Source organism: Bradyrhizobium xenonodulans (assembly GCF_027594865.1).
GTDB lineage: Bacteria > Pseudomonadota > Alphaproteobacteria > Rhizobiales > Xanthobacteraceae > Bradyrhizobium > Bradyrhizobium xenonodulans.
This window is the reverse complement of record NZ_CP089391.1, coordinates 1,451,576-1,477,094: the sequence shown is the minus strand read 5'-3', so window position 1 is coordinate 1,477,094 and position 25,519 is coordinate 1,451,576. Positions and strand designations below refer to the sequence as shown.

26 protein-coding genes are annotated in these 25,519 nt (G+C 65.2%); 15 read left to right on the top strand and 11 right to left on the bottom strand.

The features are described from left to right. Positions 1-10: 10 nt before the first annotated feature. Both I3J27_RS07015 and I3J27_RS07010 read left to right on the top strand, forming a co-directional pair. The gene (locus tag I3J27_RS07015; RefSeq protein ID WP_270166929.1) at positions 11-1,600 is read left to right on the top strand and encodes a gamma-glutamyltransferase family protein; all 1,590 of its coding nucleotides are present in this window, start codon (positions 11-13) and stop codon (positions 1,598-1,600) included. Positions 1,601-1,691: 91 nt separating this feature from the next. Then, positions 1,692-1,928 carry a hypothetical protein gene (locus I3J27_RS07010; RefSeq protein ID WP_270166923.1) on the top strand — a complete coding sequence of 79 codons (237 nt, stop codon included), beginning with the start codon at positions 1,692-1,694 and terminating at the stop codon, positions 1,926-1,928. Positions 1,929-1,984: 56 nt separating this feature from the next. On the opposite strand, the gene I3J27_RS07005 is transcribed toward I3J27_RS07010, so the two are convergent. From I3J27_RS07005 to I3J27_RS06990, 4 genes are read right to left on the bottom strand one after another with little or no spacing between them, the layout of a single operon-like run. After that, the gene (locus I3J27_RS07005) at positions 1,985-3,268 is read right to left on the bottom strand and encodes an NAD(P)/FAD-dependent oxidoreductase (RefSeq protein WP_270166915.1); all 1,284 of its coding nucleotides are present in this window, start codon (positions 3,266-3,268) and stop codon (positions 1,985-1,987) included. A gap of 12 nt (positions 3,269-3,280) precedes the next feature. Then, a complete protein-coding gene (locus I3J27_RS07000) occupies positions 3,281-4,012 on the bottom strand; it encodes an amino acid ABC transporter ATP-binding protein (protein ID WP_270166911.1) in 732 nt (243 codons plus the stop codon). After that, positions 4,009-4,662: an amino acid ABC transporter permease gene (locus I3J27_RS06995; protein WP_270166908.1), complete on the bottom strand. Its 654-nt coding sequence runs from the start codon at positions 4,660-4,662 to the stop codon at positions 4,009-4,011. The genes I3J27_RS07000 and I3J27_RS06995 overlap by 4 nt, the downstream gene beginning before the upstream one ends. 40 nt (positions 4,663-4,702) lie before the next feature. Then, positions 4,703-5,461, bottom strand: coding sequence for an ABC transporter substrate-binding protein (locus I3J27_RS06990; RefSeq protein WP_270166906.1), 759 nt, complete (start codon positions 5,459-5,461; stop codon positions 4,703-4,705). 179 nt (positions 5,462-5,640) lie between these two features. Between I3J27_RS06990 and I3J27_RS06985 the strand changes: the two genes are divergently transcribed. Together I3J27_RS06985 and I3J27_RS06980 are read left to right on the top strand one after the other, a co-directional pair. Further along, on the top strand, positions 5,641-6,303 hold the full coding sequence (locus I3J27_RS06985) for a helix-turn-helix domain-containing protein (protein ID WP_270166903.1): 663 nt from the start codon (positions 5,641-5,643) through the stop codon (positions 6,301-6,303). Between the two features lie 65 nt (positions 6,304-6,368). Beyond that, on the top strand, positions 6,369-6,926 hold the full coding sequence (locus tag I3J27_RS06980; protein ID WP_270166900.1) for an SMI1/KNR4 family protein: 558 nt from the start codon (positions 6,369-6,371) through the stop codon (positions 6,924-6,926). A gap of 192 nt (positions 6,927-7,118) precedes the next feature. Here the strand turns inward: I3J27_RS06980 and I3J27_RS06975 are convergent, their stop codons facing one another. Both I3J27_RS06975 and aptA read right to left on the bottom strand, forming a co-directional pair. Next, on the bottom strand, positions 7,119-8,384 hold the full coding sequence (locus I3J27_RS06975; protein ID WP_270166897.1) for a D-amino acid dehydrogenase: 1,266 nt from the start codon (positions 8,382-8,384) through the stop codon (positions 7,119-7,121). A gap of 70 nt (positions 8,385-8,454) precedes the next feature. After that, positions 8,455-9,783 carry an omega-aminotransferase AptA gene (gene aptA / locus I3J27_RS06970; protein ID WP_270166895.1) on the bottom strand — a complete coding sequence of 443 codons (1,329 nt, stop codon included), beginning with the start codon at positions 9,781-9,783 and terminating at the stop codon, positions 8,455-8,457. A gap of 160 nt (positions 9,784-9,943) precedes the next feature. On the opposite strand from aptA, the gene I3J27_RS06965 reads away from it, so the two are divergent. After that, positions 9,944-10,492: a cupin domain-containing protein gene (locus I3J27_RS06965; protein ID WP_270166893.1), complete on the top strand. Its 549-nt coding sequence runs from the start codon at positions 9,944-9,946 to the stop codon at positions 10,490-10,492. A gap of 187 nt (positions 10,493-10,679) precedes the next feature. Continuing rightward, on the top strand, positions 10,680-10,832 hold the full coding sequence (locus tag I3J27_RS06960; RefSeq protein WP_270166891.1) for a hypothetical protein: 153 nt from the start codon (positions 10,680-10,682) through the stop codon (positions 10,830-10,832). A gap of 40 nt (positions 10,833-10,872) precedes the next feature. On the opposite strand, the gene I3J27_RS06955 is transcribed toward I3J27_RS06960, so the two are convergent. From I3J27_RS06955 to I3J27_RS06945, 3 genes are read right to left on the bottom strand one after another with little or no spacing between them, the layout of a single operon-like run. Continuing rightward, the gene (locus I3J27_RS06955; RefSeq protein WP_270166889.1) at positions 10,873-13,134 is read right to left on the bottom strand and encodes a xanthine dehydrogenase family protein molybdopterin-binding subunit; all 2,262 of its coding nucleotides are present in this window, start codon (positions 13,132-13,134) and stop codon (positions 10,873-10,875) included. Next, the gene (locus I3J27_RS06950) at positions 13,127-14,182 is read right to left on the bottom strand and encodes an FAD binding domain-containing protein (RefSeq protein WP_270166887.1); all 1,056 of its coding nucleotides are present in this window, start codon (positions 14,180-14,182) and stop codon (positions 13,127-13,129) included. Before I3J27_RS06950 ends, I3J27_RS06955 begins: the two co-directional genes overlap by 8 nt. Next, entirely contained in the window at positions 14,179-14,676 is a 498-nt protein-coding gene (locus I3J27_RS06945; RefSeq protein WP_270166885.1) for a (2Fe-2S)-binding protein, read from the bottom strand. The genes I3J27_RS06950 and I3J27_RS06945 overlap by 4 nt, the downstream gene beginning before the upstream one ends. Before the next feature lie 242 nt (positions 14,677-14,918). Between I3J27_RS06945 and I3J27_RS06940 the strand changes: the two genes are divergently transcribed. Continuing rightward, on the top strand, positions 14,919-15,551 hold the full coding sequence (locus I3J27_RS06940) for a TetR/AcrR family transcriptional regulator (protein WP_270172604.1): 633 nt from the start codon (positions 14,919-14,921) through the stop codon (positions 15,549-15,551). Between the two features lie 3 nt (positions 15,552-15,554). Here the strand turns inward: I3J27_RS06940 and I3J27_RS06935 are convergent, their stop codons facing one another. Beyond that, positions 15,555-16,460 (bottom strand): LysR family transcriptional regulator, encoded by a 906-nt coding sequence (locus I3J27_RS06935; protein WP_270166883.1) that lies wholly within the window; start codon positions 16,458-16,460, stop codon positions 15,555-15,557. 95 nt (positions 16,461-16,555) lie between these two features. Here I3J27_RS06935 and I3J27_RS06930 point away from each other — a divergent pair, with 95 nt between their 5' ends. Next, entirely contained in the window at positions 16,556-16,972 is a 417-nt protein-coding gene (locus I3J27_RS06930) for a cupin domain-containing protein (RefSeq protein ID WP_270166881.1), read from the top strand. A 107-nt stretch (positions 16,973-17,079) separates the two neighbouring features. Here the strand turns inward: I3J27_RS06930 and I3J27_RS06925 are convergent, their stop codons facing one another. After that, positions 17,080-18,267: an MFS transporter gene (locus I3J27_RS06925; RefSeq protein ID WP_270166879.1), complete on the bottom strand. Its 1,188-nt coding sequence runs from the start codon at positions 18,265-18,267 to the stop codon at positions 17,080-17,082. A 227-nt stretch (positions 18,268-18,494) separates the two neighbouring features. On the opposite strand from I3J27_RS06925, the gene I3J27_RS06920 reads away from it, so the two are divergent. The 7 genes from I3J27_RS06920 to flhA all read left to right on the top strand — a co-directional run bounded on the left by I3J27_RS06920 (position 18,495) and on the right by flhA (position 25,331). Beyond that, positions 18,495-18,938: a hypothetical protein gene (locus I3J27_RS06920; RefSeq protein ID WP_306417053.1), complete on the top strand. Its 444-nt coding sequence runs from the start codon at positions 18,495-18,497 to the stop codon at positions 18,936-18,938. 78 nt (positions 18,939-19,016) lie between these two features. Next, positions 19,017-19,298: a hypothetical protein gene (locus I3J27_RS06915; RefSeq protein ID WP_270166875.1), complete on the top strand. Its 282-nt coding sequence runs from the start codon at positions 19,017-19,019 to the stop codon at positions 19,296-19,298. A 9-nt stretch (positions 19,299-19,307) separates the two neighbouring features. Continuing rightward, positions 19,308-20,732, top strand: coding sequence for a TolC family protein (locus tag I3J27_RS06910; RefSeq protein ID WP_270166873.1), 1,425 nt, complete (start codon positions 19,308-19,310; stop codon positions 20,730-20,732). A gap of 13 nt (positions 20,733-20,745) precedes the next feature. Continuing rightward, complete coding sequence (locus I3J27_RS06905; RefSeq protein ID WP_270166871.1) at positions 20,746-22,077, top strand: copper oxidase; 1,332 nt, start codon at positions 20,746-20,748, stop codon at positions 22,075-22,077. A gap of 29 nt (positions 22,078-22,106) precedes the next feature. Further along, the gene (locus tag I3J27_RS06900) at positions 22,107-22,562 is read left to right on the top strand and encodes a cupredoxin domain-containing protein (RefSeq protein WP_270172602.1); all 456 of its coding nucleotides are present in this window, start codon (positions 22,107-22,109) and stop codon (positions 22,560-22,562) included. A gap of 11 nt (positions 22,563-22,573) precedes the next feature. After that, positions 22,574-22,867 (top strand): copper-binding protein, encoded by a 294-nt coding sequence (locus I3J27_RS06895; protein WP_270166869.1) that lies wholly within the window; start codon positions 22,574-22,576, stop codon positions 22,865-22,867. Between the two features lie 322 nt (positions 22,868-23,189). Continuing rightward, positions 23,190-25,331, top strand: a complete 2,142-nt coding sequence (gene flhA, locus I3J27_RS06890) for a flagellar biosynthesis protein FlhA (RefSeq protein WP_270166867.1) — start codon at positions 23,190-23,192, stop codon at positions 25,329-25,331. The last annotated feature ends 188 nt before the right edge of the window (positions 25,332-25,519 follow it).

Genomic DNA, 25,519 nt, shown 5'->3' with positions numbered 1-25,519 from the left:
CAGCGACATCATGCCTCATCAGTTCAGCCTCAACCAAACCGTCCGCAAACCCGCCGTCACATCCAAGGGCGGCATCGTCGCTTCGCAATCGCGGCGGGCGGCTGAAGTCGGGGCACAGGTGCTGGCAGCCGGCGGCGACTGCGTGGACGCGATCGTCGCGACCACTTTTGCGCTGAACGTGCTGGAGCCCTGGAACAGCGGCATCGGCGGCGGCGGCGCGATGGTGCTCTACCGCGCCAAGGACAATCGCACTGAGGTGATCGACTACGGCATGTGCGCGCCGCAGAGCCTGCGCGCGTCCGACTATCCACTCAGCGGCGAAGGCGCGGCCTCCGATCTGTTTCCCTGGCCGCGGGTGAAGGACGATCGCAACATCCACGGCCCCGGCTCGGTCGCCGTGCCCGGCGTCGTTGCCGGCATGGAGGAGGCGCATCGCCGCTACGCCAAAATGCCGTGGAAAGATCTGGTCGCGCCGGCCGCCACGCTCGCCGGCGAGGGCCTGCTGGTCGATTGGTGGACCACGGTGACGATCTCGGGCTCGGCCGCCGATCTCAGGCGCTATCCCGCAAGCGCAGCAGCATTCCTGAAGGACGGCCTGCCGCCGAGCGCACCTTGGGGTATCAAGGCCGAGACGCGGCTGCCGCAGGACACGCTGAAGGCGACGCTGTCGCATCTCGCCGAAGCCGGTCCGCGTGATTTCTATCAGGGCGATCTCGCCAGGAGCATCGCGTCCGACATCAAGGCCGATGGAGGCTCGCTGTCGGTGGAGGATCTGGCGGCGTTCCGCAGCCATTTGCGCGAGCCGCTCGCGATCCCCTATCGCGGCGGCAAGGTGTTTGCGACGCCGGAGCTCACCGCCGGGCCGACTATGGCGCATGCGCTACGCCTGTTGCAGCAGAGCCTGAAGCCGGGAGGCGCGCCGGATGCGGCCGCCTACACCGAATATGCCCTCGCTCTGCAAGCAGCCTTCCGCGAGCGGCTCAAGGACATGGGCGATGCCGACGGCAAGCGCTCGCTCGGCGCCGAATATCTGGCGCCCGCCTGCACCACGCATTTCTCCGTGGTCGACCGCCACGGCAACATGGCCGCGGTGACGCAGACGCTGCTCTCGTCGTTCGGCTCGAAATATGTGACGCCGCACACCGGCATCGCGATGAACAACGGCATCATGTGGTTCGACCCGACACCAGGTACCACCAACTCGCTTGCGCCCGGCAAGCGCTGCCTGTGCAACTACACGCCCGTCATCACGGAGACCGCGGACGGCAAGCGCCTCGCGGTCGGCGCCTCCGGCGGCCGCCGCATCCTGCCGTCGGTGATGCAGCTCGTGTCCTTTGCGATGGACTTCGGCATGGACCTCGAGGCTGCGATCCACCAGCCGCGCATCGACGCCAGCGAAGGCGCGGTGGTGATCGGCGATGCCAGACTGCCGGCAGACGTGCGCAAAGCCCTGGCGGCGCGCTTCGACTATGAAGAGAGCCAGGTGCAGACGTTGCCGCAGAAGTTCGCCTGCCCCAGCGTGGTCATGCGCGAGGGCGAGACGAATTCCGGCGCGGTCGAGATCTTCCAGCCCTGGGCCGACGCTGTCGCCGAATCCTGAGCGTCACGACTCCTCCGCATTTGCACGCGACACCGCAATCGATGTTCGTTCGTCGAACGGACAGATGCGTGCCTAACAGGAGAGATTTCGAATGAAGAAACTTGCGCTCGCCGCAACATTGATCATCGCGGCCGGCTTCACCATGCCACACGCCGCATTGGCCAGGGGCGGCCACGGACATGGTCACGGCCATGGTCACGGCTATGGCCATCACGGCGGATACCATGCACATCGCCATGCCACTCCGCCCGGATGGCACCACGGGCGCAAGGTCGGCTGGCGCGGCAAGGGCTGCCCGCCCGGCCTGTGGAAACAGGGCCGCTGCTGACGCCCTTTCCGCGATTCATGCGAGGCGCCGTCCCTGACCGGGCGGCGCCTTCTTCTTCAAACGCCCAACCGATCTCTCACCCGGCCGGCGATCACCGCTGTCGTCACGCCGACCGGCCAGAACGCGTGCATCGGGATCGGCTTGATGCCGGTGACGGGCATGTCGATCTCGGCCCTGGCACCACCGATCAGCCGGCGGGCGAGCTGGGCACCCATCGCGGTCGAGAGCGCGACGCCGCGGCCGTTGCAGCCGAGCGAGATCAGGATGTTTTCGGCAGGCTCATGCACGTGGGGATAATGATCTCCGGTGATCGCAAGCCGGCTGTTCCAGCCGTGGGTCCAGGAAACGCCTTTGAGCTGCGGCCATAGCCGTTCGGCGTAGCGCATGAGATAGGCGACGTCGTTGGGCGACTTGATCCAGCGCATCGGGCCGCGGCCGCCCATCAAGAGACGGTTCTGCTGGTCGATGCGGTAATAGACGGTGATGTGGCCGCTCTCGTAGAGCACGGGCCGCGTCGGCATGATCGAACTTGCGACCGCGTCGGAGAGCGGCGCGGTCGCGGCGATCGACGAAAACACCGGCACGATGGTGCGGCGGAGCGCCGGCCAGAGATCATCGGTAAAACCGTTGGTGGCGAGCAGTACCTTGTCGGCGTGCACCACCGCGCGCGGTGTCTCGATGCGCCAGCTTCTGCCGTCGCGCCGGAGCGACAGCGCCGGCGTCTCACCGTGCACTTTCGCGCCAGCGGAGATCGCGGCGCGCGCGAGACCGCGGGCATAGCTGAGCGGATGCAGATCGCCGCCGCGGGTATCCAGCATGGCGCCGATGTAGCGGTCGGTGCCGGTCATCTCGCGCAACTGCTCGCGATTCAGATATTTTACCGGCATGCTGCGGCGGATGCATTGCTGCGCGGTTGTCTCGATCGCGGCGGCGCTGGCCTCGTGATAAGCCGCGCGCAACGTGCCGTTCTGCCGCGCCTCGCAGGGGATCTGATAGCGGCGGATCAGGTCGTGCGTGAAGTTGGTGGTGCCATAGGAGAACTCTATCATGCGGCGGCCGAGCTCAGCACCGAAATCGGCCTCGATCTTGTCAGGGTCGTGCTTCAGGCCGGGATTGGTGTGTCCACCATTGTTACCCGACGCGCCCCAGCCGGGCTCCTGCGCCTCCAGCACCAAGGCCTCGACGCCCTGCTCCGCCAGATGCAGCGCCGTGGAAAGCCCCGTATAGCCGCCGCCGACGATCGCGATGGAAACGCTCTTATCGGTGTCGAGCGGCGGCGTTGCCACCGGCGCGACGGCGGTGTCGGCATAGAGCGAGGGCGGCAGAGGCATGCGCGACATGGTGAGATCCGGTCAGAGCGGATGCAGCACGCGCCGCAAAAAATCCTGCGTGCGCGGATGCTGGGGTTGATTGAGCAGCGCCTTGGCCGGCCCCTGCTCGACGATGACGCCGCCGTCGATGAACAGCACGCGGTCGGCGACATCGCGGGCAAAGCCCATCTCGTGGGTGACGACGACCATGGTCATGCCCTCATCAGCAAGCTTGCGCATGACGCCGAGCACGTCGCCGACGAGTTCGGGATCGAGCGCCGAGGTCGGCTCGTCGAACAGGATCGCCTTGGGTTGCATCGCCAGCGCCCGCGCGATCGCAACGCGTTGCTGCTGGCCGCCGGACAGCTGCGGCGGATGCACGTCGGCCTTCTCGGCGAGCCCGACCCGCGCCAGCAGTGCACGGCCGCGTTCGAACGCCTGGGCGCGGGACTCTTTCTTTACGTAAAGCGGTCCTTCGATGACATTTTCCAGCGCGGTTCGGTGCGGGAACAGGTTGAAGCGCTGGAACACCATCGACACCTGGGTACGGATGCTCACGATCGACGGCGCATCGCGATCGACCTTCAGCCCTTCGACGCTGATCTCGCCGCGGTCGTAGCTTTCGAGACCGTTGATGCAGCGCAGGATAGTGGACTTGCCGGAGCCGGATGGCCCGATGATGCAGACCACCTCGCCCTTTTGGACGGAGGCTGTGATGCCCTTGAGCACCTCGACCTTGCCAAAGCTCTTGTGGACGTCGCTGAGCTCGATCATCGCTTGCCGGCCCGCTTCTCGAAATGACGGACCAGCAGGATCAGGGGGATGCTCATGGTGAGGTACATCAGCGCGACCAGCGTGAACACGTTGGTGTTCTTGAAGGTCGAAGACGCGATCAGCTTGCCTTGCAGCGCCAGCTCGGCGACCGTGATGGTCGAGGCCTGCGAGGAATCCTTCAGCATCATGATCATGACGTTGCCGTAAGGCGGCAGCACGATGCGGACCGCCTGCGGCAGCACCACGCGGCGCATGGTCAGCCACCAGCCCATCCCGATCGACTGCGCCGCCTCGATCTGGCCCTTGTCGATCGCCTCGATGCCGGCGCGGAAATTTTCCGCCTGGTAGGCCGAATAGGCGATGCCGAGCCCGAGGATCGCGGCCTGCAAGGCGGACAGCGTGACGCCGAGATCCGGCATCACGAAGTAGAGATAGAACAGCAGCACGATGATCGGGATGCCGCGGATCACATTGATCAGGCTGGCGCTGAGCATCGACAGCGCCTTGATGCCGGAGACCCGCATCATTGCCCAGACGAGGCCAAGCACCGTCGAGAGCAGCAGCGAGCCGATGGTGACGACGATCGTCAACGCGACGCCGCTCATCAGGATCGGGAAGAACTCGGCGGCGTCGTGCCAGAAGCCTTTCATCGGCAAGCCTTCATCGGAAACCTTCTTCGATCAGCCGCTATCAGCCCTGCGCCTTGAGGCCCCATTTATCGAGGATCTTGTCGATGGTGCCGTTGGCCTTCAGCTTCGCGAGCGAGGCGTTGATCTTGCCGAGCAACGCGGCCTCGCCCTTGCGCACGCCGATGCCGACCGAGCCGACAGTGACGGGCTTGTAGCCGTCGACGAGGCGCACCTCGGGAAAACCGCCTTGCTTCAGATTGTAGGCGAGGATCGGATAGTCGGCGTAACCGGCCTTGAGACGGCCGGTGTTCACGTCGCGCAGGATGTCGGGAATGGTGTCGTAGGCCTTCACATCGGCGAACAGGCCGGTCTTCTTCAGCGCGTCGACGAAGGCGGTCCCGACCTGGGCGCCGACCGTTTCGCCCTTCAGATCGTCCTGCGTGGCATAGGCCTTGGTGTCGCTCTTCGGCACCACCAGGCCCTCGCCATAAGAGTAGATCGGGTCGGAGAAGTCGACGACCTCTTTCCTCGGCGCCGTGATGAACATCGCGGCCGCGATGATGTCGATCTTGCTCGAGGTCAGGGACGGGATCAGCGCCGAGAACTGCATCGGCTCGATCTGCACGTTGAAGCCGGCATCCTTGCCAACCTCGGTGATGAGATCGACCATGATGCCCTGGATGCTGTTGGTCTTGGTGTCGAGGAAGGTGAAGGGAATGCCTGTCGGCGTCGAGCCGACCTTCAGCACCTGCTGCGCCGAAACCGGCGTCACGGCATACAGTGCGAGCGCCGCGACCGCGGCCAGACCAAAACGCTTCATTGCATCCCCCTTTGGGTCCGGCCGGTGGCGGCGCCCGCGCATGTCGTGATCAGACGTTGCGGGCCAAGCCGTTTCGGCCTATTTTCACCAATATGAAAATTTGGTCACACTTTCGCGAACGACGCAAGCGGTTTTCATGCACATGAAGGAAGCGGTTTGACGTGAGCGGTGGCAAAAGAATGCGCAAACCGGCCATCGCAAAGCCGGTGAAGAGGGCCAAGGCCAATACCAAGGTCAAGCCCGGGGCCGTCACCAAATCAGCCGAGCCCGCCATGGATGTCGCGGTCGGCCGCCGCATCCGGGATCTCCGGCGCGTCAGGCAATTCTCGCTGGAGACGGTCGCGGCGCGCACCGATTTGTCGATCGGCTTCCTGAGCCAGATCGAGCGTGGCCTGTCGTCGCCGTCCCTGCGCGTGCTCGCAACATTGGCCGACGTGCTCGGCGTCGGCATCGCCGCCCTGTTCGGCGCAAGCCCGAGCGCCGATGGCGCCTCCGACCAGGTGGTGACGCGCTCCCTTCAGCGGCCCGAGCTCAAACTCTGGCGCACCGGCGTCTCAAAACAATTGCTGAGCCCGGCGAGCGCCGACAACAAGCTCAATCTGTTCCTGGTGCATCTGGAGCCCGGCGGCTCCACCGGCGACGAGCTCTACACCCACGACGGCGAGGAAGCCGGCCTCGTGCTCGAGGGCGAGATGATGCTGACGGTGGACAGCGAGACGTGGTCGCTGAAGACGGGCGACAGCTTTCGATTTGCAAGCCGAAGGCCGCACCGGTTTTCCAATCCGGCGCAGGATGCAAAGACCGTGGTGCTGTGGGTGAATTGCGTGACGGCGGCGGGGTAGTTTGCCGCCGCCCCCATCTGCGGGCATGATGTGAGGGCGTTCCATGGGGCGAAGGAAATCCGCCGATGGGAGATCTCATCATCGCTGCGATCCGAAGGCAACTGAAGACGAAAGTCACCGACCTGGGCCGACCTCCGCGCGCAGGCCTGGTCCCCGGCAATGCCGCCGATATCGCCGCCGACGAAGAACATCTTCGTTTCCGGCTACCATCCCTCCTGAAGCAAATTTATGCGGAGATCGGGAATGGAGGTTTTGGCCCCGGATACGGACTCATCGGATTAACGAACGGCGTTCCCGACGATACCGGCAAGACCGCTGTTGCGATCTACGATGTGTTTCGGAGCGCTCCGGAGTTGGGATGGTCCGATGGGTTGCTGCCGATCTGCCATTGGGGATGCGCCATCTACTCTTGCGTCGATTGTCGCGACCCGGCTTTCCGGATGCGGATTTTCGATCCCAACGTCCTTGATGGCGACGACTGGACCGACGCCTTCTTCGAGGGCGATTCAAGTTTCGAAGACTGGATCAGATCGTGGGCATCCGGCGTCAACCTGTGGGACGCCATGTACGGCGATGATGGCCACATCGCCCGGATTATCTCCACCCGTCGCAAGCGGGATTGAGCTGCACGCTGTGGGCTTCACCCCGTCATCCTGAGGTGCGAGCGTAGCGAGCCTCGAAGGATGCACGGGCCCGATGGAGCCGGGCCGTCGCCCTTCGAGGGCCGCTGAAGAAGCGGCCACCTCAGGGTGACGGTGATGGATTGGGATTGCGATCTTTACACGTCGTCATTGCAATGACGAGGGGATGGAGTCTCACCCAAACCGATGCGCGTAGCGGTCCACATTCAGCGCACTCACATCGACCTCCGGCTTCTTGCCCGACAGCATGTCCGCGAGCACGCGCCCCGAACCGCAGGACATGGTCCAGCCGAGCGTGCCGTGGCCGGTGTTGAGGTGGAGATTGGCGTATGGCGTCGGGCCGATCACGGGCGGGCCATCCGGCGTCATCGGACGCAGGCCGCTCCAAAACGTCGCCTTGGAAAGGTCGCCGCCGCGCGGGAACAGGTCGGTCAGGGAGTGATCGAGCGTGGCGCGGCGCGCGTCGTAAAGCTTGGTCGAGAAGCCCGAGATTTCGGCGGTGCCGCCAACACGGATGCGATTGCCGAGGCGGGTGATCGCGACCTTGTAGCTTTCGTCCATCACGGTCGATTCCGGCGCGCCGGAGGCGTCCTTGATCGGCACCGTGATCGAATAGCCCTTCACCGGATAGACCGGCAGCGAGATACCGAGCGGCGCGGCCATTCGTGACGAATAGCTTCCGAGCGCGAGGACGTAGCTGTCGGCCTGCAACATCCCGGCACTGGTCGCGACACCGCTGACGCGCGCACCGTCGGTGACGATGCGATCGATGCCGGTGTTGAACATGAAGCGGACGCCGAGCGCTTCGGCATGCCTGGCCAGCGCCTGCGTGAACATGTGGCAGTCACCGGTCTCGTCCTGCGGCAGGCGAAGCCCGCCGGCGAACTTCTCTTTCACGCCGGCGAGCGCCGGCTCGACCGCGATACAGCCCTCGCGGCTCAGCACCTCGAAAGGCACGCCATATTGCTTGAGCACGGCGATATCCTCGGCCGTGCCGTCGAGTTGTTGCTGGTAACGGAACAGTTGCAGCGTGCCCTGCGCGCGCTCGTCATATTGAATGCCGATGTCGCGGCGCAGATCGCGCAAACAATCGCGGCTGTATTCCGCGATCGGAATCATCCGGCTCTTGTTGACCGCGTAGCGCGCGCTGGTGCAGTTGCGCAGCATCTTGAGCAGCCAGACCCACATCACGGGATCGAGCTTCGGCCGGATCACCAGCGGGCCGTGCTTCATCAGCAGCCATTTGACCGCCTTCACCGGCACGCCGGGGCCGGCCCAGGGCGAGGAATAGCCGGGCGACACCTCGCCGGCATTGGCGAACGAGGTCTCCAGTGCCGGCTCCGGCTGGCGGTCAACGACCGTCACCTCATGGCCGGCACGTGCGAGGTAGTAGGCAGAGGTGACACCGATGACACCGCTGCCGAGGATCAGAACTTTCACGCTTGGTCAAACTCCCGCGGCATCACGCTCGCCGCTGCAAGGAAACTACTCACAACGGCGAGAGCAATTATCAGGCCACCCGCTTGATGGCGTCGCCCAGGATCGAGACGATGTCGTCGATGTGGCTCTTTTCGACGATCAGCGGCGGCGACAGCGCGAAGGAGTCGCCGCTCATGCGGAAGTACAGCCCGCGATTGAAGCAGTCGACCATGACGTCGTAGCCGCGTGCACCGACCGTGCCGTCACGCGGCGATAGCTCGACCGCACCCATCAGGCCGCAATTGCGGATGTCGATGACGTTGGGCAGCCCCTTCAGCGAGTGCAGCGCATCGCGCCAGTATTCGGCGATCTCCGCACCGCGCGTGAGCAGGCCTTCGTCCTTGTAGATGTCGAGCGTCGCGATGCCGGCGGCGCAGGCGGTCGGATGCGCGGAATAAGTGTAGCCGTGGAACAGCTCCATCGCGTTCTCCGGGCCGACCATCATGCCGTCGTGAATCTTCCGGCTCGCGAACACCGCGCCGCAGGGAATGGTGCCGTTGGTGATGCCCTTGGCCGTCGTCATCAGGTCGGGCGTGACGCCGAAGAAGTTGGCGGCGAACGGCGTGCCGAGGCGGCCGAAGCCGGTGATGACCTCGTCGAAGATCAGGAGGATGCCGTGCTTGTCGCAGATCTCGCGCAGGCGCTGGAGGTAGCCCTTCGGCGGCGGCAGCACCGCGGTCGAGCCGGGCACCGGCTCGACGATGACGGCGGCGATGGTCTCGGCGCCGTGCAGGGCCACCAGGCGCTCGAGGTCGTCGGCAAGCTCGGCGCCGTGCTCGGGCTGATCCTTGGCGAAGGCGTTGCGGGTCAGATCATGCGTGTGTCGGATGTGGTCGACGCCCGGCAGCAGGGTGGCGAAGGCGCGGCGGTTGGCGACCATGCCGCCGACCGACGTGCCGCCGAAGCCGACGCCGTGATAGCCGCGCTCGCGGCCGATCAGGCGGGTGCGGCTCGCCTGGCCGTTGGCACGGTGATAGGCGAGCGCGATCTTCAGCGCGGTGTCGACCGATTCGGAGCCGGAATTGGTGAAGAAGATGCGGTCGAGGCCCTTGGGCGCGATCTCGGCAAGACGCTCGGCGAAGTCGAATGCCAGCGGGTGGCCCATCTGGAACGACGGCGCGAAGTCCAGCGTCATCAGCTGCCGCTCGACCGCAGCCGCAATCTGCTTGCGGCCATGGCCGGCATTGACGCACCAGAGGCCGGCGGAGCCGTCGATCACCTTGCGGCCGTCGACCGTGGTGTAGTGCATGCCCTCGGCCGAGGAGAACAGGCGCGGCGCCTTCTTGAACTGCCGGTTGGCCGTGAACGGCATCCAGAACGAGTCGGTCTTGATAGTGTTCGGAATCTGATGAAGGGTCACGGGCCACGCTCCTTTGCTGACCGGACAGCAGAGCCACGGCTTCAATGGCGCAACAAGTCCTTTTCTGACGACCCGCAAGCCATTGATTTTACAGGGGCTGCCGGTCCATATTTGCGCAATCCGCAACACCTGCAACACCGGACCAGGGCAAGGACCAAGTATGAGCGTCGACATCGGTGGACGGCTGCGATTCATCCGGGCACGTCACAAGCTGTCGCAGCGCGAGCTCGCCAAGCGCGCCGGGGTCACCAATTCGACGATCTCGCTGATCGAATCCAACCAGATGAACCCCTCGGTCGGCGCGCTCAAGCGCATCCTCGACGGCATCCCGATGGGGCTCGCCGAGTTCTTCGCGCTGGAGCCGGAGAGCCGGCGCAAGATCTTCTACCGCTCCGAAGAGCTGACGGAGGTCGGCAAGAAGCCGATCTCGTATCGCCAGATCGGCGACAATCTGTTCGGCCGCAGCCTGCAGATTTTGAAGGAGCGCTACGAGCCCGGCAGCGACACCGGACGCGTCCACCTCGTCCATGACGGCGAGGAAGGCGGCATCGTGATCTCGGGCAAGCTCGAGGTCACCGTCGAGGACGAGCGCCGCATCCTCAATCCGGGCGATGCCTATTATTTCGAAAGCCGCCGGCCGCATCGCTTCCGCTGCGTCGGCGGCAAGCCGTGCGAGGTGATCTCGGCCTGTACGCCGCCGACGTTCTGAAGCGCGATCGATCCCATCCGCAATCATACGGAGCACCGTTATCTTGCGGAGCTTGAGCCACCTCAATTTCAGTGGCCCCAACCGCTATATATTGCGAACCGTAGCCGAGCAGCCTCGCGCAAAGGTGTTGAGGTTATGGCCCCGGACTCCTAGGCACTCCGGGGCCGCTTCGTAACAGGGCTCGCAGATGAAGATCACGCTCGCCAATGCCGAAGCCGCGCTCGACGACGTTCAGCGCGACACCGACAAGCTCCACTCGCGCGAGCTGCGCAAGGCGATCGCCGACTACATCGAGATGCAGCGCGAAGCGATCAAGGCGCTCCGCAGGAAGATGAACTGACGGACCGGCGGAGCGAGACGATCTCGCTCCGTCTTTTGCCTCAGAGCTGCGTGATCAACTCCTCGATCCGGATCGGGAAGCGACGCACACGCTTGCCGGTCGCATGCCAGACCGCATTGGCGACCGCGCCGGCGCTGCCGGTGATGCCGATCTCGCCGACGCCCTTGATGCCGAGTGCATTCACATGCGGGTCGTGCTCCTCGACCGTGATGACGTCGAGCGGCGGCACGTCGGCATTCACGGGGATGTGGTACTCGCCGAGATTGGCATTCATGATCCGCCCGCTGCGCCGATCGGTGATGGCTTCCTCGTGCAGCGCGAACGACATGCCCCAGATCATGCCGCCGAACAGCTGGCTCTTCACCAGATGCGGATTGACGATCCGCCCCGCCGCGAAAGCGCCGACCATCCGGCTGACACGGACCTGGCCGAGCTCGGGATCGACCTTCACCTCGGCGAATACCGCGCCGTGGGCATGCATTGCATACTCTTCCATTGCGGCCGGGTTCGGCGCGCCGGTGCCGCGGGCTTCGACCTCGGCAACGCCGGCGCGCGCGAGGATCTCGGCGTAGCTTTCGCTGCGGCTCTCATCGTCGCGCCGGATCAACCTGCCATCGCGCGCGATCACACCGGCATTGCCGGCGCCGAACAGCGGCGAGCGCTCATCACCCGTCGCGAGATCGGCGAGCTTTGCGATCACGGCCGCGCCGGCGCTGTGGATCGCAGCACCCGCGGTCGCGGTGTGCGCCGAGCCGCCGGCAATGCCGGCGTCGGGCAGGTCGGAAGAACCGGCCTTGAACTCGACGCGATCGATATCGAGCCCGAGTTCGTCGGCCGCGATCTGGGCGAGCGCCGTCCAGGCGCCCTGCCCCATGTCATGCGCGCCGATCTCCATCGCGCCGGAGCCGTCACGGCGGAGCACCGCGCGTGCCTCGGCCTGGAACATCAGCGCCGGGAACGTCGCGGTGCCCATGCCCCAGCCCACGAGCAGACCGGCATCGTCGCGCATCTGCCGCGGCTGGAGCGAGCGCTTCGACCAGCCGAAGCGCGCCGCGCCCTGCTCGTAGCAGGCACGCAGTGCTTTTGAGGAGAACGGCTTTCCCGTGATCGGCTCGACCTCGGCATAGTTCTTCAGGCGGAAAGCCAGCGGATCCATGCCACAGGCCCAGGCGATCTCGTCGATCGCGCTTTCCAGCGCGATCGAACCAGTTGCCTCGCCGGGCGCGCGCATGAAGAGCGGCGTGCCGGTGTTGACGCGCACCGCATCGTGCGAGGTGCGGATCGCAGGTGCCGCATAGAGCGTGTGCGAGGCGTCGGCGGCTGGCTCGTAGAAATCGTCGAACGTGCTCGACACGGTCCTCGCGTGATGATCGAGCGCCGTCAGGCGCCCCTCACCATCGGCGCCGATGCGCAAGCGCTGACGCGTCGGGGCACGATGGCCGACCGGGCCATACATCTGCTCGCGGCGCAGCACGAGCTTGACCGGCTTGCCGACCAGCTTGGCAGCCATGATGCCGAGCGTCTGCGGCCCGGCCATCAGGCCCTTGGATCCGAAGCCGCCGCCGAGGAAGGGACTGCGGATGTGAATCTTGTCGTGCGCGATGCCGAACAATTCAGCGATGCGCGCGAGTGACATCATCAGCCCCTGGGTCGGCATGTCGACCGACAATTTGTCGCCGTCCCAGGACGCAACGATCGCATGCGGCTCCATCGCGTTGTGATATTGCGGCGGCGTCTCGTAGATCGAGTCGATCTGCTTCTCGGCTGCGGCAAGGCCGGCCTCGACGTCGCCGCGGTGATTTTCGGTCGGGTTGCCGACGCCAACGACCGGCGGCACGAAGCTTTCGCCGGCATCGAGGCCGACAAGTGCCGGCAGCGTCTCGTAACGCGGCGCCAGCAGCACCGCACCTTCCGTCGCCGCCTCCAGCGTTTCCGCGATCACCACGGCGATCGGCTGGTTGGCGTAGCGGACCTCGTTGCTCTGCAGCACCTCCATTCGGAACACGAACGGATTGGTCTTGATCTCCGGATCGATCGCGAGCTGTGGCTTGTGGTCCGGCGTCATGATTTCGACGACGCCGGGATGGCGTTTTGCGGCGGCGACATCGAGCGAGGTCACGCGGCCGCGCGCGATGCCGGCGACGGCCATCACCGCAAACAGCATGCCCGGTGGGTGATTGTCGGCGGCGTAGGTCGCCTGCCCCTTCACCTTGAGGACGCCGTCGCGGCGCGTCAGCGGCTGGCCGATATTCGAGCCGTGGCGCAGATGAGCGGGTGTGCTGGTCAGGTTGAGCTCAGGCATGAATGGCTCCAGACGTCGAAGCAAAGGGAGAGGCCGGCAGCGCGGGGATGCGCGCGGGCGTACCGGCAGCAGCGAGGGTCAGCGCGCGCACGACGATGCGGCGCGCGAGCTCGATCTTGAAGGCGTTGTCGCCGGACGGCTTTGCGTCCGTGAGCGCGCGCCAGGCGGCTTCCTGGAAGGCATCGGCCGTTGGCGCGACGCCCCTGAGTACGTCTTCCGCAGCGCGGGCACGCCAGGGTTTTGCGGCGACGCCGCCGAGCGCAAGCCGCGCTTCCGCGATCTTGCCGTTCTCGATCCGCAACGCAGAAGCGGCCGAGACGACGGCGAAAGCATAGGACGTCCGCTCGCGGACCTTGAGGTAGCGCGCATGCGCGGCAAAGTGGCGCGCCGCGGGCGGCAGGCGCAAGGCGACGATCAGATCGCCCGGCTCCAGTGCGGATTCACTCTCTGGGGTATTGCCGGGCAAGCGATGCAATTCGTCGAGCGCGATCTCGCGGCGGCCGTTCTTGCCTTCGATCTCGACGACGGCGTCGAGCGCGACGAGAGGCACGCAGAAGTCGGACGGATGCGTTGCGATGCAGCTCTCGCTCCAGCCGAGCACGGCATGGCCGCGGTTCTCGCCGTCACGGGCGTCGCAGCCGCTGCCGGCCTCGCGCTTGTTGCAACGGCTCGCGGTGTCGTAGAAATACGCACAGCGCGTCCGTTGCAGCAGGTTGCCGCCGACGGTCGCGGCATTGCGCAATTGTGCGGATGCACCGGAGAGCAGTGCTTCGGCGACGGCCGGGTAGGACTTTGCAAAACCCAGGTCATGCGCGAGGTCGGCGTTGTTGACGAGCGCACCGATCCGCAACGACCCATCGGCGAGACGCTCGATCTCATCGAGCCCCTCGATATGCGTGATATCGACCAGGCGATCCGGCCGGCTGACGCCGCCCTTCATCAGATCGAGCAGATTGGTGCCGGCAGCGAGATAGGTCGCACCCGGCTGCGCGGCCGCAGCGACGGCTTCAGTGACCGTGGCCGGCCTGACGTAATCGAACGGTTTCATGCGGAGCGCCTCTGATTGGTTTCGTCCATGCCGGCCTGCGCTTCCCGCACGGCATCGACGATGCCGGCATAGGCGCCGCAGCGGCAGAGATTGCCGCTCATGCATTCACGGATGCGCTCGGGATCGTTGCCGGCCTGGGCCTCCTGCATCATGCCGATCGCGCTCATGATCTGGCCTGGCGTGCAGAAGCCGCATTGAAAGCCGTCATGCGCGATGAAAGCGGCCTGCACGGGGTGAAGCTGGTCGCCACGCGCGACGCCTTCGATGGTGAGGATGTCGGCGCCGTCATGGCTGATGGCGAGCGCGAGGCAGGAGTTGATGCGCTTGCCGTCGACGAGAATGGTGCAGGCCCCGCATTGGCCGCGGTCGCATCCCTTCTTGGTTCCGGTGAGATGGAGGCGCTCACGCAGGAGATCGAGCAGCGTGACGCGCGGATCGTCGAGGACGAAGTCGCGCCGCGCACCGTTCACGGTGAGGCTGATGGAGTGGTTCATACAAGGCTCCGATCAGATTTTTGACATGAGTCATCGTGCAGCGCGCCACCGCCGTGGCCGCCGTCGATATCGCGCCGCCCGGACCCAATCCGGACCGGCACATGAGCGAAGATACGGAGGCACCCTCCGCTTAACAAGGCCTGCCGAAAAATATTTGGAATTCGTCAAAAGCCCGTGCGCAGACAACGCGATGCAGCAGGCCTGGGGTTCAATCTAACCAATTCGTGATCTACATTGGCGACATGGACGACCACACCGACCAGACCCGCAAGCCCCGCGCCGATGCCGTGCGCAATCGCGAGCGCGTGCTCGAAGCCGCGAAGATCGTGTTCAGCGCCGGCGGCCCCGAAGCGAGCCTGGAGGCCGTCGCCAAACGCGCCGGGGTGGGCATCGGCACGCTTTATCGGCATTTCCCGACGCGCGAAGATCTGTTCGAAGCGGTGTACCGGCGCGAGGTCGACCAGCTCAGCGAGCTTGCCGAGCAGTTGAAGAATGCGAAGGACCCGGTCGATGCGCTCAGGCGCTGGCTGCGCTCAGGTGTCGAATTCGTTGCCACCAAGAAGGGGATGATGGCTGCCCTGGCGCTTGCGGTGCAGAGTTCATCGGAGCTCGCGGCGTTCTCGATGGATCGGCTGACCAAGGCGATCGGCTCGCTGCTCGATCGCGCGGTCGTGGCGGGCGAGATGCGCGGCGATGTCAGCCCGGAGGATTTGCTGCGGGCATTTTTTGGGATGTGCTACATGCACGACCAGCCCGGCTGGCAAGCGTCGGTGCTGCGCCTGCTCGATGTGTTCGTCGACGGCCTGCGGATGCAGCCCAAGCCCGGCATGCGTCCCGCCAAGCGGACGACCCCCATCGCAAAACGGAAGCGCTAGGGATCATCCCGTCAGGATTGGCTTCAGCGCGTCGCGCCGCAGCACGATGAAATCGAAGAACGCAGCGATCCGCGGTATGCGCCTGAGATCGGGATGCGTCAGGATGCGCCAGCTCCGCGTCAATTCCGGGATCGGGCCGAGCACGCGTACGAGGTCGGGCTCAGCATCCCCAAGCGCGATCGGAAGCGGCCCGATGCCAATTCCCGACCTGATCGCAGAAACGAGGCCGAGCACGCTGTTGATGCGTGCTGACATCCGGGCATCCGGCGCGACCTCCTTCAACCAAATGACGGCGCGGTGATTGGCTAGCGAATCGTCCAGGCCGACCAGCAGATGCCGCGCGAGGTCCTCGATGCGCTGCGGCTCGCCATGCCGTTCGAGATAGTCGCGGCTGGCGTACACCGCCCAGATCGACTCGGCGATCTTGCGCCCGACAAGCTCATCATCGGTATCACCTGAGCGGAAGGCGACGTCGACCTCGCCCTTGGACAGGTCGAGATAGCGGTCGCTCATCACGAACTCGACCCGGAGCGAGGGATGCTGCGCGTGAAAAACGTCGACCAGGCCGGATTGGATCAGCCGGGCAACGATCGGCTCCGGGCAGGTCACGCGGATCACACCCTTCATGTCCTGCTCGATATCGCTGGCCCGCCGCGTGAAGTCTCCGATGGTGGCTTCGACGCGCTCGGCATATGGCAACATCGCCTGGCCGAATTCGGTCAGGCAGTAACCGCTCGGCTGACGCGTCACCAGCGTGCGGCCGAGCCGCCGTTCGAGTTCATCGAGCCGGCGATGCACGGTCGACTGGCTGACGCCGAGCGCCTTGCCGGCGGCAATGGTGCTGCCGTGGCGCGCGACCGCGAGGAAATATTTGAGGTCGTTCCAGTCGAACATGGAGGGATTATGCACTTCTGGGGCCGCCACCCGCAATGTTGCGGCTCCCGGGCCTGAACGACCGCTTTTAGGCTGATGCCTTTCCGCAAATTGGCCATGGAGACCTGAAGATGCGCCCTCACCTCGTCCTCGGCACGGCAGTCGTGCTGGGCTGGACTGCCGCAGCCATCGCTCAAAGCCACGATGCGCACGGCATCGCCAAACCGAATCTGGTGCTGCAGCAAATGGTTGAGGGGCTGCCGAAGGTCGACAAGCAATGGGTCCGAGTGATGACGGCATCATTCAAGCCAGGCGACAAGACCGTCTATCACACCCACCGTTACCCAGTGACTGTGTACGTGCTCGAAGGTGCCTTCACACTGGAGCTGGCCGGCAAGCCGCCCCTCACGGTCAAGGCCGGCGAGGGGCTGGTGGAACCCCCGGGCGTGGCCATGACCGGCTACAACCGGACCGACGGCGAGACCAAGGTCGTCATCTTCTACGTCAGCACGGCCGATACGCCCTTTCTCGACCCGCTTTCGCATTGACGAGGCCTCAAGCGCGATGAGATTGGAATGAATCATCATCGCGCTTTAGGCTATTGTTTGAGCATGATCTTTTCGGAAAACCGCTTCGCACTTTTCCGGATCATGCTTTAGGTCGCAAACCCCGGACCGGCCTTCACCGCGTTCATCCGCGAGCGGATCAACAGCAACACGACGATGCCGATATTGAGCGCGTTCCAGGCGACGCCATTGGCGAAGGCTGCGGCGTAGGACCCGGTGGCGTCGAAGATCACGCCCGACACCCAGCCGCCGAAGGACATGCCGAACACGGAGGCGAAGATCACGATGCCGACACGGGTTGCGGCTTCGCTGGCCGGCATCGCCTCGCGCACGATGATGGCGTAGCTCGGCACGATGCCGCCCTGGAACAGGCCGAACATCGCCGAGATCAGATAGAGCGAGGCGAGGCTGTCGAAGAACAGATAGAACACCAGCGCAAAGCCCTGCGCCAGCGAGCCGAGCAGCAGCGTGCGGATGCCGCCGATCTTGTCGGCGAGATAGCCCGAGCCGATCCGGCTGACGATGCCGCAGGCCATCATCAGGGACAGCATCTCGGCGCCGCGCGCCACGCCATAGCCGAGATCGCCGCAATAGGCGACGATATGCACCTGCGGCATCGCCATGGCGACGCAGCAGGAGATGCTGGCGATCGAGAGCAGCACCGTCAGCGTGTTGGTCGACAGCTTGAGATCGACCCGCGGCGGCGGCGCATTGGCATGATTGCGGACTTTGTCGTCGCCCATCTGCGCGCGCAGCATGAGCACCAGAAGCGCCATCGTGCTCGCGCAGACAATGCCGATGCCGATATGGGTATAGCGCCAGCCGGCGGTCTGCGTGCCCCAGTTCACGATCGGCGGCCACATCGTGCCGGCGACGTAATTGCCGCTCGCGACGATGGTCACGGCAAGCCCGCGATAGCGCTCGAACCAGTGTGAGGCTTCCGCCATCAGGGGCGCGAAGGTCGCCGATGTCCCGAGGCCGATGAGGAAATAGGCCGCCACGAATTGCCAGAGCTGGCTCGACAGCCCCGCGAGCACGTTGGCGACGCCGAGGAAGGCGATGCTGATCGCCATCGCAGGCACGATGCCGAATCGGTCCGTGATCTTGCCGGCGATCACGCCGCCGAGCCCGAAGCCGAACATCATCAGCGTGAAGGCCAGCGACACCGCACCGCGTGTGGCGCCGAATTCCGCCTGCACCACCGGGATCACGACCACGACGGCCCACATCCCCACGGCACCGATCGAGCCGATCGCAAGCGCAATGACGAGCCGCATCCAGGCCTGACGCGAATCAGGGCTGAATGAAGCAGGCGTTTGTTCTGAATGATTTGGCGCGAGCACGGGCGGACCATGGTTGTGGACCGCCATAAGGTCAAGCATCGTGGCGCGATATTGGGCATGCGCGGTGCGCTGCGGTAAGAAGGTGCTTGGCGACCGCGCCTTTTGCGATTAGTTTGCGATCAGCGTGGGCGTCATTGCTGCGCGGGGAACCTATCGGCGCAATGTTGCTGCGATTGACACGATCGATGCGGATCAAGGTGGGGCGTTTCATTGCCCTTGCCTATCTGTTCTGCGTGCTCGCGCCGGCAGCAAGCCTCGCCTGGGGCAGTGGCCCGGCCCCCTGCCTCGATGAGACCGCGCTGGCTGACCTCGCGCCGGCGCATCACCAGATGCAGGCCGGCCACATGCATGGCGACGTGCCGCATGACCACGCGGGAATGCGCGCGCATCACCAGACCACCGCGCAGGACACGCCCGCTCCGCATCATCATGACGGCAAGGGCACAGTGGGTCCGTGCTGCGCGATGATGTGCGTCAGCGCCCTGCCGGCCGATCTGCCCAGCGTCGCCAAGCCGCTTCAGCCGGTCTCCGCTTGCGCACCCGAGATCGTGGCGAGCCTGCACAGCGAGGCGCCGCCCCTGCACTACCGTCCCCCCATCGCCTGATCTGACCCGACGACGTCAGGCCGAGCGCGCATTTGCGCGCGCGAACCTGTGGTCTCCACGACAGATCAGGGATGAATCATGCTTACGCTTTCCCGGGCGAAATTCGCCGCATCCGCGGCGCGCGGACGACATTTTCCAGGTCATTGGCCGCTGCTGGCCGTGATTGCGCTGGCGCTGTCCGGCTGCATGCCGGCGACCACGCAAGTCGCTGCCGCCGATCCTGCCGATCCGGCAGCGAGGGTCGCGCCCGTCGGCTATCGGTCGGCCATCGCGCCCTACACCAGCCTGCGGCCAGCGACGCCGGCGCCCTGGCGCGCGCGCAACGACGCCGTCACGCCACAGCCGAAGCAAGACCGGTAGGAGCGCGCCATGACACATTATCTGGCGCGAAGCCTGCTCGTTCTCGCTGCGCTTGGCCTGTCTGGCTGTGCCGCGTTCTCGCCCGACGGCGGTATGACGACCGTCTCGGAGCTGACGAGCCAGACCATCAAAAAGGATGTCGCCTTCGTGCGAACAGCCGATGGCGCCGGCGCGGTCGATGCGCGCGTTCGCCAACTGCTGTCTCGAACACTGAGCGCAGACACCGCCGTGCAGATCGCGCTGCTCAACAACAAGGGGCTGCAGGCCGCCTATAACGAGCTGGCGCTGGCCGAGACCGATCTCGTCGAGCAGAGCCTGCCACCCAATCCCGTGTTCTCGGTGTCGCGAATCTCGGGCAATGGCGCCAGCGAGATCGAGCGCCAGGTGGTCGGTGACATCCTCGCACTCGCCACCCTGCCGTTCCGCTCCGACATCGCGCGCGAGCGGTTTCGTCAGGCGCAGTTGCGCGCGGCGCTGGCGACGCTGCGGCTCGCCGCCGACGTCCGCCGCGCCTATGTCCGCAGCGTTGCCGGCAACGAGATGGTCGCGCTGCTGACGGACGCAAAGGCGACGGCGGAATCGACGGCGCAGCTTGCCGTCAAGCTCGGCGAGACCGGCTCGATCAACAAGCTCGACCAGGCCCGCGAGCAGGTGTTCTACGCCGAAACCACCGCCGACCTCGCCACCGCGCGGCAGACCGCAGCGAGCGCACGCGAAAAACTGGCGCGGCTGATGGGACTGTGGGACGGCGGCCTCGATTTCCGTCTGCCCAATCAATTGCCGCCGCTGCCGCGCCGGCCGCAGGCGCTGCCGTCGATCGAGGCCGACGCGGTGGCGCATCGCATCGACTTGCAGATCGCACGGCTCGAGCTGACGGCGCTGGCGAAATCGCTCAGCCTCACCGAGGCGACGCGCTTCGTGACATTGCTCGATCTCACCGGCATCTCCCGCCGCACCCAGGACCCCGAAGGCGCACCGTTCCGCGAGCGCGGCTTCGACGTGCAGTTCCAGATCCCGATCTTCGACGGCGGCGAGGTGCGAGCGCGCCAGGCGGCGGAGACCTACAATTTCGCCTTCAACCGCCTGACCGAGCGCGCCGTGAATGTGCGCTCGGAAGCGCGCGACGCTTATCGTGTCTATCGCTCCAGCTACGACATCGCCAGACACTACCAGCGCGAGATCATCCCCTTGCGAAAAATCATCACCGAGGAGATGCAGCTGCGCTTCTCCAGCATGCAGGTCGACATCTTCGCGCTGCTGACCGAAGCGCGTCAGCGGCTCGCCTCGCTGCGCGGCGCGATCGACGCCAGGCAGAGATTCTTCCTCGCCCAGTCCGACTTGCAGACCGCCGTCAATGGCGGCGGCGCGCCTGCTTCCGGCAGCGACAATTCAACCACCATCGCCGCGGCAGCGCCTGCCGATGGCGGCCACTGACATGGAGGCCAACATGTTTTCCCGCCGAGGATTTTTGGGCACCGCCGCGCTTGCCAGCGCGTCCGTCGTCAGCGGCCGCGTCCAGGCCGCCTCGATTCCGGAAGCGCCACACATGGACAAGGTGGTGATGCAGCCGCCGCTGCATCCGATCAGCGGCCCGGACTATCGCCCCGTCGTCACGCTGAACGGCTGGTCGTTGCCGTTTCGCATGAACGGCGACTGGAAGGAATTCCATCTCGTCGCCGAGCCCGTGGTGCGTGAATTCGCCGAAGGCATGAAGGTGAATCTGTGGGGCTATAACGGGCAGTCGCCGGGCCCGACCATCGAGGCCGTCGAAGGCGACAAGGTCCGCATCTTCGTCACCAACCGCCTGCCCGAATACACCACCGTGCACTGGCACGGCATGATCATTCCGAGCGGCATGGACGGCGTCGGCGGCCTGAACCAGCCGCACATCGATCCCGGCAAGACCTTCGTCTACGAGTTCGAGATGAGGAAGAGCGGAACCTTCATGTACCACCCGCATTCCGACGAGATGGTGCAGATGGCGATGGGCATGATGGGCATGGTCGTCGTGCACCCGCGCGATCCGAATTTCCGGCCGGTCGACCGCGACTTCGTCTTCGTGATGAGCACCTACCGCGTCGACCCCGGCACCTATCTGCCGAAGGTCAACGAGATGACCGACTTCAACATGTGGACCTGGAACGCACGGGTATTTCCCGGCATCGATCCGCTGCCGGTCAGGCTCGGCGACAAGGTGCGCGTGCGCATCGGCAATCTCAGCATGACCAACCATCCGATCCATCTGCACGGCCACAGTTTTGCGGTGACCTGCACGGACGGCGGCTGGATCCCAGAGAGCGCGCAATATCCGGAGACGACGACAGACGTTCCCGTCGGCGCTGTGCGTGTGTTCGACGTGCTCGCCGACAATCCCGGCGACTGGGCGTTCCACTGCCACAAGTCGCATCACACCATGAACGCGATGGGCCACGACATGCGCAATCTGATCGGGGTGTCACGCAAGGATCTCGCCAAGGCCGTCGGCAAGCTCGCGCCGGATGCGATGGTGATGGGCCAGGCCGGCATGGCGATGGGCAACATGGAGATGCCCGCGCCCGACAACACGCTGCCGATGATGAGCGGCACCGGCCAATTCGGCCCGATCGAGATGGGCGGCATGTTCACGGTGATGAAGATCCGCGAGGACCTCGCCCGCGACGATTATCGCGATCCCGGTCCCTACCAATTCCCCAAAGGCACCGTCGCCTACGAGGTCGGAGCGCCCGATGCGGCACCAATGCGGCAGCCCGGCTCGCCCCCGCACAAGATGAAGATGTGAGCGTTTCGATGAACCACCAACTGGAGACCATGATGAAGACGATCAAACTCGCTCTGGCGCTGGCTGCGCTTTCAATCGCGCCGGCCGTCGCTCACGACCAGCACGGTCACGCGACCTTCTCGGCCGGCGAGCCCGGCGATCCCAAGAAGCCCGCGCGCACCATCGAGGTCCTGTTGAACGAGATGGACTACGCACCCGCCAGGATCGAGGTCAAGCGCGGCGAGCAGATCCGCTTCGTGCTGCGCAATGTCGGCAAGGAGGACCACGAATTCCTGCTCGCCACCACCAAGGAGAATCTCGCGCATGCGGTGGAGATGAAGAAGCATCCGCATATGGAGCACGACGATCCCAACGGGGTCAGGCTCGCGCCGCAAAAGACGGCCGAGATCCTCTGGAAATTCAGCAAGCCCGGCACGTTCGAATATTCGTGCCTCATTCCCGACCACCGCGACAACGGCATGGTCGGCCACGTCACCGTGAAATGATGGAGATTTCCATGAACCGCATCGTCCGTATCGCATCGATCCTGGCGCTGGCCATGAGCGTTGCCACCGGAGCCCTGGCGGCCTCGATCAGCGGCGAGGTCAAGAAGATCGACGAGGGCGCCGGCAAGATCACGCTCAAGCACGGCCCCGCCAAGAGCCTCGGCATGGAGGAGCCCATGACCATGGTCTACCGCGTCAAGGACCCCGCTCTGCTCAAGCAGGTGAAGGTCGGCGACAAGGTGACCTTCGAGGCCGAGGAGGCGGCGTCGGGGTACACGGTGACGAAGATCGAGAAGGCGAAATAGGGCGGCCTTTTCCTCAGCCAGTCTTCCGGCACATCCATGCCTCCACAGCGTCATGGGCGGACTTGTCCCGGCCATGACGACTTCTTCCCTGCCTGAATGCCGAAACGCCCCGGCCTACCCCGCTTCCCACCCCTCCGTTAACCCTTTGCTAACCATACACCCGGCAAGAATTGCCGGGTGAAGTCGAGTGTCGTCAGCCGCGTAGAACGGGGGATCCCCTGTGGACGCCAGTGCGGTGCCTCACTTTCGAAACGGCGGCCCCTCGGCCGCCGCGCAGACATTTGGGGCGCGCGGACGGCAGTCGCGCGGGGAGGCAGCTACGATGGTCGATGTCACCGCGGGACAGGGCGTAGGCGCAGCAAGGCCCGGCATCCCCTCCCTCTCCGAGATCGTCAACATCCTCAAGCGCGGCGACATCGCGCTGGCGCTCGGCGTCCTCACCATCCTGGTGGTGCTGATCCTGCCGCTGCCCGCGATCGTGCTGGACCTGTTCCTGGCGATCTCGATCACTCTCTCGATCCTGATCCTGATGACCTCGCTGTTCATTCAGGCGCCGCTGGAATTCTCCGCCTTCCCGACCGTCCTGCTGATCTCGACCATGCTGCGCCTGTCGCTCAACATGGCCTCGACTCGTTTGATCCTGTCGCATGGGCACGAGGGCACGGCGGCCGCCGGTCACGTCATCGAAGCCTTCGGCAGCTTCGTGATGGGCGGCAATTTCGTCATCGGCATCATCGTCTTCGCCATCCTGATCATCGTCAACTTCATCGTCATCACCAAGGGTTCGGGCCGTATCGCCGAAGTCGCCGCCCGCTTCCACCTCGACGCCATGCCCGGCAAGCAGATGGCGATCGACGCCGACCTCTCCGCCGGCCTGATCGACGAGGCGGTCGCCAAGCACCGGCGCAAGGAGCTGGAGGACGAAAGCGGCTTCTTCGGCGCCATGGACGGTGCCTCGAAGTTCGTCCGCGGCGACGCCATCGCCGGCCTCCTGATCGTCTTCATCAACGTCGTCGGCGGCATGATCATCGGCGTGGCGCAGCAGGGCATGTCCTTCGCCGACGCCGGGCGCAGCTACACGCTGCTGACCGTCGGTGACGGCCTCGTCACCCAGGTGCCGGCGCTGATCGTCTCGACCGCGGCCGGCCTGCTCGTCTCCAAGGCGGGCGTCTCCGGCGCCGCCGACAAGGCGCTGATGAAGCAATTCTCCGGCTATCCGCAGGCGCTCGCGATGTCCGCGGCGGTCATGCTGGTGCTGGCCGCCCTGCCGGGCATTCCGACGATCCCCTTTTTCGCGCTCGGCGCCGGCGCCGCCGCGCTCGCCTGGAACGCCCGCAACCGCAACCGGGTGACGGCCAAGGCCGAGGAAGCCGCCAAGGCTGCTCCCGCTCCGGGAACGCCGGGTGCACCGGGGGCCGCTGCGGCCGAGGAGCCGATCTCGGCGGCGCTGAAGATCGACGACCTCAAGATCGAGCTCGGCTACGCGCTGCTGCCGCTCGTCAACGGCCCCGACGGCACCGACCGCCTCACCGAGCAGATCAAGGCGTTGCGCCGTTCGCTCGCGATCGAGATGGGCTTCGTGATGCCGTCGGTGCGGATCCTCGACAACGTCCAGCTGGAGGCCAACACTTACATCATCAAGATCAAGGAGGTCGACGCCGGCACCGGCAAGATCTGGCCGAACCAGTTCATGGTCATGGACCCCGGCGGCAGTCAGGTGCAGGTGCCCGGCATCCACACCACCGAGCCAACCTTCGGCCTGCCCGCGACCTGGGTCGACGCCAGCCTCAAGGAGGAAGCATCGCTCAAGGGCTACACCGTCGTCGACGCCGCGACCGTGCTCTCGACCCATCTCACCGAGCTGCTCAAGGCCAACATGTCGGACCTGCTCTCCTATGGCGAGGTGCAGAAGCTGCTCAAGGAGCTGCCGAAGGAGCAGGGCGAGCTGGTCAAGGACATCGTGCCGGGACAGGTCACGGTCTCCGGCATCCAGCGCGTGCTGCAATTGCTGCTCGCCGAACGCATCTCGATCCGCGACCTCTCGACCATCCTCGAAGGCATCGCCGACTCGCTCGCTTTCTCGCGCAATCCCGCCACCATGGTGGAGCATGTCCGTGCCCGCCTCGCGCGGCAGATCTGCGCGCAGAACACCTCCTACAACGGCTACCTGCCGCTGATCGCGCTGTCGGCGCGGTGGGAGCAGGCCTTTGCCGAATCCATCATCGGCCAGGGCGAGGAGCGCAGCCTCGCGATGCAACCCTCGAAGCTGTCGGAATTCATGACGGCCGTCCGCGAGGCGTTCGAGCGCGCCGCCCGCGAGGGCGAGGCCCCGGTGCTGGTCACATCCGCGGCAATTCGTCCCTTTGTCCGTTCCCTGGTGGAGCGGTTCCGCGCCCAGACGACGGTGCTGTCGCAGGCTGAAATCCACCCCAGGGCGAGGCTGAAAACGGTCGGAAGCGTCTGATTTGTCTTAAGAAGCCGTGTGTTTTTCGGCCACAGGCAAATGCTTTTTGAGTTCCTGGCGCCTTGTCGACCAACTGCCGACAAGGCGCCGTGCAGGCACATTACAGCTTTGAAATAATTACATAATTGCACGATCAAGGATCGTTTTTGATCGCGATCTTTCACGTCATTTCACGCTCTTGTGATGGC

Bases quoted from the DNA above. Each gene is read 5' to 3' on its own strand.
- I3J27_RS06920 (WP_306417053.1), top strand. From the start codon at position 18,495: ATGTTGCTGCGATTGACACGATCGATGCGGATCAAGGTGGGGCGTTTC.
- I3J27_RS06980 (WP_270166900.1), top strand. From the start codon at position 6,369: ATGGGAGATCTCATCATCGCTGCGATCCGAAGGCAACTGAAGACGAAA.
- I3J27_RS06905 (WP_270166871.1), top strand. From the start codon at position 20,746: ATGTTTTCCCGCCGAGGATTTTTGGGCACCGCCGCGCTTGCCAGCGCG.
- I3J27_RS06940 (WP_270172604.1), top strand. From the start codon at position 14,919: ATGGACGACCACACCGACCAGACCCGCAAGCCCCGCGCCGATGCCGTG.
- I3J27_RS07010 (WP_270166923.1), top strand. From the start codon at position 1,692: ATGAAGAAACTTGCGCTCGCCGCAACATTGATCATCGCGGCCGGCTTC.
- flhA (WP_270166867.1), top strand. From the start codon at position 23,190: ATGGTCGATGTCACCGCGGGACAGGGCGTAGGCGCAGCAAGGCCCGGC.
- I3J27_RS06955 (WP_270166889.1), bottom strand. From the start codon at position 13,134: ATGCCTGAGCTCAACCTGACCAGCACACCCGCTCATCTGCGCCACGGC.
- I3J27_RS07005 (WP_270166915.1), bottom strand. From the start codon at position 3,268: ATGTCGCGCATGCCTCTGCCGCCCTCGCTCTATGCCGACACCGCCGTC.
- I3J27_RS06930 (WP_270166881.1), top strand. From the start codon at position 16,556: ATGCGCCCTCACCTCGTCCTCGGCACGGCAGTCGTGCTGGGCTGGACT.
- I3J27_RS06910 (WP_270166873.1), top strand. From the start codon at position 19,308: ATGACACATTATCTGGCGCGAAGCCTGCTCGTTCTCGCTGCGCTTGGC.
- I3J27_RS06995 (WP_270166908.1), bottom strand. From the start codon at position 4,662: ATGAAAGGCTTCTGGCACGACGCCGCCGAGTTCTTCCCGATCCTGATG.
- I3J27_RS06945 (WP_270166885.1), bottom strand. From the start codon at position 14,676: ATGAACCACTCCATCAGCCTCACCGTGAACGGTGCGCGGCGCGACTTC.
- I3J27_RS07015 (WP_270166929.1), top strand. From the start codon at position 11: ATGCCTCATCAGTTCAGCCTCAACCAAACCGTCCGCAAACCCGCCGTC.
- I3J27_RS06965 (WP_270166893.1), top strand. From the start codon at position 9,944: ATGAGCGTCGACATCGGTGGACGGCTGCGATTCATCCGGGCACGTCAC.
- I3J27_RS07000 (WP_270166911.1), bottom strand. From the start codon at position 4,012: ATGATCGAGCTCAGCGACGTCCACAAGAGCTTTGGCAAGGTCGAGGTG.
- I3J27_RS06900 (WP_270172602.1), top strand. From the start codon at position 22,107: ATGATGAAGACGATCAAACTCGCTCTGGCGCTGGCTGCGCTTTCAATC.
- I3J27_RS06985 (WP_270166903.1), top strand. From the start codon at position 5,641: ATGCGCAAACCGGCCATCGCAAAGCCGGTGAAGAGGGCCAAGGCCAAT.
- I3J27_RS06925 (WP_270166879.1), bottom strand. From the start codon at position 18,267: ATGCGGCTCGTCATTGCGCTTGCGATCGGCTCGATCGGTGCCGTGGGG.
- I3J27_RS06960 (WP_270166891.1), top strand. From the start codon at position 10,680: ATGAAGATCACGCTCGCCAATGCCGAAGCCGCGCTCGACGACGTTCAG.
- I3J27_RS06990 (WP_270166906.1), bottom strand. From the start codon at position 5,461: ATGAAGCGTTTTGGTCTGGCCGCGGTCGCGGCGCTCGCACTGTATGCC.
- I3J27_RS06950 (WP_270166887.1), bottom strand. From the start codon at position 14,182: ATGAAACCGTTCGATTACGTCAGGCCGGCCACGGTCACTGAAGCCGTC.
- I3J27_RS06895 (WP_270166869.1), top strand. From the start codon at position 22,574: ATGAACCGCATCGTCCGTATCGCATCGATCCTGGCGCTGGCCATGAGC.
- I3J27_RS06915 (WP_270166875.1), top strand. From the start codon at position 19,017: ATGCTTACGCTTTCCCGGGCGAAATTCGCCGCATCCGCGGCGCGCGGA.